We start from the raw sequence: 5,892 nt of genomic DNA, 5'->3' as shown, positions 1-5,892 counted from the left end.
TATTAACATAAATTTATTTTATATACAAATTTGTATTACTTAATAATAGTTACAATAGTGAAATATCTTTATTTGAATAAACTTTTTATTTATTAATAAAATTTATTAAACATAAATTATGGAGGGATTCAAATGGGGAGACAAGATGATAATAATAACTTTGTAGAAGTCACAGATAATAATACTAAAGAGGAAGATAAGAAATATATAAAAATACTAAGTCATTCATTTAAAAAGAAGAAATTTTACACTATTATAATATGTATTTGTTTATTGACAGGAGTAATGTATTTCACGTCAAATAGATATGACAATTTGGTTTATCCAGATTTATTACTATATGATAAAGATCTTTCTGGATTAAATGAAAAAGAGCTAGCTGAGGAAATAAATAATACAATAGAGTATATAAAAAATAAAGAAATAACTGTGAGAATAGAAGAAAAAGATTACAAATTAAAAGCAGGAGATTTCATAGAAAATATTAATTATAAAGATATAGAGAAAGAAATTAAATCCTTTGGCAAAGACAAAAATTTTATGAGTCAGTTTGGTCTTATATGTTTTAATGTAAATAGATATTATAATTTTGATATAAAAATTAATTATGATTCAATAAAAAATAAAATAGATGAAATTTATGAAGATACACTTGTAGAAGCAATAGAGCCTACTATTAATATAGAAGGGGAAAATATTAGTATAAAAGAAGGAAAAAGTGGCAAAGAAATAGAATTAACAACATTAAGCGATGAAATAATAGGTACTATAAATAGTTTAGAAATAGGTAAGAATAATGATATTATCATAGAGGAAAAATATCATAAATTAGATCCTAAAATTGATGTTAGCAAGTTAAAAGATATTGATACAAAGATTTCTACTGCAACTACATATTTTAATAGTGGAACTGGAAGAGGGCTAAATATTGCAACTGCTGCATCAAAAATAAATAATACCGTGTTAATGCCAGGTGAGGAGTTTTCTTATGAAAAAGCTGTAAATCCTATTACACTTGACAATGGATATCATATGGCACCTGTAATTGTAAGTGGTAAATCTGAAAATGGAGTAGGTGGAGGAGTATGCCAAGTATCTACTACTCTTTATAATACACAACTAAAAGCTGGTATTCTACCAACAGAAAGATATAACCATTCTAAGAGTGTATCTTATGTTAAAAAAGGATTAGATGCAACTTTGGCAACAGGAAGTAAGGATTATAAATTTAAGAATACTTATGATTATCCTATTTTAATTCATGCTTACACTGTAGGAGGCCAACTTACAATAGAATTTTGGTCAAATAGTAGTGTCACAAAAGGAATTGAATATGTTCCTGTAAGTTTTGTTAAAGGAAATGTAGCCAATACGTATCTTTATGGGTATAATAGTAAAAGAGAATTAATATATAAAGAATTTATAGATACGAGTATATATGGATAAAATTTTATTCTATAGAAAAAATAATAGAAGTCTATAAATAATGTATTAAATACATAAGAAAAAAGGAGATTAAATTATGAAACTATTTTTAGATACTGCAAATGTTGAAGACATAAAAAATGTAAATGACATGGGAGTTATATGTGGAGTTACTACAAATCCATCATTAATAGCAAAAGAAGGTAGAGATTTTAAAGAAGTAGTTAGAGAAATTGCTTCAATAGTAGATGGACCAATAAGTGGAGAAGTAAATAGCGATGATGCTGAAGGAATGATAGCAGAAGCTATGGAAATCGTAGAAATTCATCCAAATATGGTTGTTAAAATACCTATGACAGGAGAAGGATTAAAAGCTGTAAAAGTTTTATCTGCTAAAGGAATAAAAACAAATGTAACTTTAATATTCTCGGCTAATCAAGCTCTACTTGCTGCAAGAGCTGGAGCAACATACGTAAGTCCATTCCTTGGAAGACTTGATGATATATCAACAAATGGTATGGATTTAATAAGAACTGTGGCAGAAATATTTGATATTCACGGAATAGATACAGAAATAATAGCTGCAAGTGTTAGACATCCAATGCATGTTACTGATGCTGCATTAGCTGGAGCACATATAGCTACTGTTCCTGCAAAACTTGTTTATCAAATGCTAAACCATCCATTAACAAATCAAGGTATTGAGAAGTTTAAAAAAGACTGGGCAGATGCTTTTGGAGATAAATAATAATTAATATTTATAACAACTAATTAAAATATTTCAACACCCTGAAGTTATTCAGGGTGTTTTTTAGCATATTATCTAGAGCTATTTTAGCTGGACTTGTTATGCTAGTAATCGCTTGAATCCCATTTTTATTTTTTTGCAAAAACATTTTATCCAAACATAAATATTTATTAGAATATAGTAATTTGTAGTTCAGAGTTAATAAGTAATATTATAAATAGTAAATATTACCGTATACCGTAAAGCGTGATATAATAAAATTATAAAACTGCAGTATGTTTGACATATTAATATTAGCTAATTACAAGTTTTAATAGAAATTTAAAATTAGGAGTAGTAATATGTATAAAAAAAAGAAAGCAATATTTATACTTGTAGGGTATTATTTTATTATGTTTGTACAGTTGTTTATCGTTAACATTATGATATTATCAATAGGTGGACATATAGTAGAAAGTATGAATTTGGATATAAATACTATAATTTTTAAGTTTATAATGCAAGTTCCACCAACGTTTTTTGTGATATATATGGTAAAGAAATATTTTAGTTTAGAAGAATCCGGGTTAAGAAAAATAAATAAAAAAAATTTAATTTGGTTTTTACCTTATATAATAGTTATTATTTTTATGATAAATAAATTTATATATGAAATTATTATAAACAAAAATTATCTTAATATAAGTATATATATAATTATGATTTTAGGGTTTATAGGAACATGCATGGCAGGTTTTTGTGAAGAAGTAATTTATAGAGGGATTATTTTAAACTCTTTTAAAAATAAAAAATCTATTATACCTGCTATGATAATTAGTAGTTTATCTTTTTCTATTCTTCATATAGTGACTATTTTTATGGGAATTCCATGGATTGATGTATTATATAGAATTATATATTCAGGTTTATTAGGTTTTTCATTTGTAGGTTTAGCTATAAAACTTAATAGTATTTGGCCAATTATAATTTTTCATATACTTTGGAATTATATTGTTATGATATCCCAGGTTTTATCAATAGAATTATCGAGAGCTTCTGGTTTGTGTAATATATTAAATATTTTTATGGCAATAATTTCATGGAGTATAATTATTATGGATGAAAAAAGAAAAGAAGAAATGCAAAAAATATATCGTTGATTAAGTTTAAAATAAATACAACAGTGAATAATATGTTAAAGAAATTAAGACTATTTTGCTAATAGATGTGATTTCACATATTATGTTATTCATTCTTTGCACCACCTTGATAAACTCAAGGTGATTTTTTATAGAATAAAAAATATAATCATAAGAGGAATTTATAGGAAATTGTCGAATAAGTATAGCGTAAGAAATTAATACATAAGGAGTAATAAAATGAGAGAAGAAGCATTAAAAATATTATTTAAATACTTGAAAACTGATTATATGTTAAAACATAGCTATGCAGTTGAAGCTGTGATGAGGGAGATGGCTAAAAAATTAGAGCCAGAGAATGAAGAAAAATGGGCAATTGCTGGACTTTTACATGATTTAGATTCTGATATTACAGGAAGATTGCCAGGGGTAGTAAATGATGCTCATGCTTTTAAAAGTGTGGAACTATTAAAAGAAGAAGGATTTGGTGATGAAGAATTATATAGAGCTATTCTTGGTCATCATGATAATAAAGGTGTAGAAAGGGAGAGCTTAATGGAGAAAGCTATATATGCAGTAGATCCTATAACTGGATTTATAAATGCAATAGCTCTTAGCTATCCAGATAAGAAACTTACTAGTGTAAAAACAAAATCCGTAATAAAAAGAATGAAAGAAAAAAGATTTGCCGCAAATGCTAATAGGGAAGCGATGAGAGCTATAGAGTTTACTGGAGTACCTTTTGATGAATTTGCAGAGATTGCTTTAGGTGCTATGCAAAATATTTCAGATGTATTAGAAGCATAAGAGTATAGTTGAATAATAAGATAAGAAATTTATTAAAGTTAAAGGGGTTTAGTAAAACTCCTTATTTTTTATTGTGAAAAAATTATATGATTTAAATTTATAATGCAAGGTATATAAATATATAGTAAACTATATAGGATTAAATTATTAGGAGGAATACATGATAAAAGATTTTGTTAAATATTATAAGCCCTATAAAAGGCTTTTTGCTCTAGATATTTTGGCTGCATTTTTATTTGCTACTTGCAATTTAGTGTATCCAATGATTACTAGAGATATAATGAATGAAGTAGTTCCAAATAAAGACTTAAAAATGTTAATTATCTTTGCAACTACTTTAATGTTTATATTTATATTGAAGGCAGTACTTAATCATTTTATGCAATATTGGGGTCACGTTGTAGGTGTTAGAATTCAAGGAGATATGAGAAGTGAAGTTTTTACACACTTACAAAAACTACCTAATTCATATTTTGATAATAATAAGACTGGTGTGACTATGTCGAGAATAATAAATGATTTAATGGATATTTCTGAATTAGCTCATCATGGTCCAGAGGATTTATTTATTTCATTAGTGATGTTTATTGGCTCATTCTTTATATTAATAGGTATAAATGTGCCTTTAACATTAATTATATTTGCATTATTACCATTCATAGCATGGTTTGCTATTGCACAAAAGAAAAGAATGCAAAAAGCCTTTATGGAAACAAGAGTAACTACTGGTGATGTAAATGCAACTCTTGAAAACAGTATAGCTGGTATGAAGGTTACTAAGTCATTTTGCAACGAAAAGCAAGAATTAAAAAAATTCAATAAAAGCAATAATATATTTAAGGTTGCTAGAGAAGGGGCTTATAAGGTTATGGCAGATTATTTCTCTGGTATGAACTTTTTTATGGATATATTAGAACTAGTTGCATTAATAGCTGGAGGATATTTTACTTTTATAGGTAAAATAAATCTAGGGGATTTTGCTGCATATATTTTATATGTTAAAATGTTTATAGAACCATTAAAAAAATTAATTAACTTCACAGAACAATATCAAAATGGTATGACTGGTTTTGAAAGATTTATGGAAATTATAAATGAAGATACTGAAAAAGAAATAGAAAATCCTATAGATCTTAAAGAGGTAAAAGGAAATATAGAAATAGAAAATGTATCATTTACTTATGAAGATAATAAGCAAGTATTAGATAAATTAAATTTATCTATAGAAGCAGGAAAAACTGTTGCACTTGTTGGTCCTTCTGGTGGAGGTAAAACTACATTATGTAATTTAATTCCAAGATTCTATGAATTTGATAATGGTGATATAAAAATAGATAATGTTAGTATTAAAGATGTAAGCTTAAAATCTTTAAGAAAAAATATAGGTGTAGTTCAACAAGATGTGTTCTTATTTACAGGAACTATTAGAGATAATATAGTTTGTGCAAAACCAGATGCTACAGATGAAGAAATTATAGCGGCTGCTAAAAAAGCTAGAATACATGAGTTTATAGAAAGTTTACCTGAAGGATATGATACTTATATAGGGGAACGTGGTGTTAAATTGTCTGGTGGACAAAAACAGAGAATATCAATTTCTAGAGTTTTCTTAAAAAACCCACCAATCATAATACTAGATGAGGCAACTTCTGCTTTAGATAATGTAACTGAAAGAGAAATTCAAAAATCACTTGAAGAGTTAAGTAAAGATAGAACAAATTTAGTAGTGGCTCATAGACTTTCTACTATAAAAAATGCTGATGAAATTATAGTTTTAGCTGATAGTGGGATTGT

5 protein-coding genes are annotated in these 5,892 nt (G+C 26.6%); all 5 read left to right on the top strand.

Going from position 1 to position 5,892, the window contains the following annotated elements; all coding sequences use genetic code 11:
• The first annotated feature begins 132 nt into the window (after positions 1-132).
• A complete protein-coding gene (locus tag J7G74_RS08590) occupies positions 133-1,446 on the top strand; it encodes a VanW family protein (protein ID WP_297134147.1) in 1,314 nt (437 codons plus the stop codon).
• A 76-nt stretch (positions 1,447-1,522) separates the two neighbouring features.
• Positions 1,523-2,173 carry a fructose-6-phosphate aldolase gene (fsa, locus tag J7G74_RS08585; RefSeq protein WP_297134144.1) on the top strand — a complete coding sequence of 217 codons (651 nt, stop codon included), beginning with the start codon at positions 1,523-1,525 and terminating at the stop codon, positions 2,171-2,173.
• 341 nt (positions 2,174-2,514) lie between these two features.
• Positions 2,515-3,312: a CPBP family intramembrane glutamic endopeptidase gene (locus J7G74_RS08580; protein WP_297134143.1), complete on the top strand. Its 798-nt coding sequence runs from the start codon at positions 2,515-2,517 to the stop codon at positions 3,310-3,312.
• Between the two features lie 219 nt (positions 3,313-3,531).
• Complete coding sequence (locus J7G74_RS08575) at positions 3,532-4,098, top strand: HD domain-containing protein (protein WP_297134141.1); 567 nt, start codon at positions 3,532-3,534, stop codon at positions 4,096-4,098.
• A gap of 160 nt (positions 4,099-4,258) precedes the next feature.
• Positions 4,259-5,892, top strand: a 1,634-nt coding sequence (locus tag J7G74_RS08570) for an ABC transporter ATP-binding protein (RefSeq protein WP_297134140.1), incomplete at its 3' end; no start/stop codon positions are given.

The sequence above is a fragment of the Terrisporobacter sp. genome (assembly GCF_017888745.1).
Taxonomy (GTDB): domain Bacteria; phylum Bacillota; class Clostridia; order Peptostreptococcales; family Peptostreptococcaceae; genus Terrisporobacter.
This window is presented reverse-complemented; position numbering and strand designations above follow the sequence as displayed.

Coding starts and splice junctions, on each gene's coding strand:
- fsa (WP_297134144.1), top strand. CDS start 1,523: ATGAAACTATTTTTAGATACTGCAAATGTTGAAGACATAAAAAATGTA.
- J7G74_RS08590 (WP_297134147.1), top strand. CDS start 133: ATGGGGAGACAAGATGATAATAATAACTTTGTAGAAGTCACAGATAAT.
- J7G74_RS08575 (WP_297134141.1), top strand. CDS start 3,532: ATGAGAGAAGAAGCATTAAAAATATTATTTAAATACTTGAAAACTGAT.
- J7G74_RS08580 (WP_297134143.1), top strand. CDS start 2,515: ATGTATAAAAAAAAGAAAGCAATATTTATACTTGTAGGGTATTATTTT.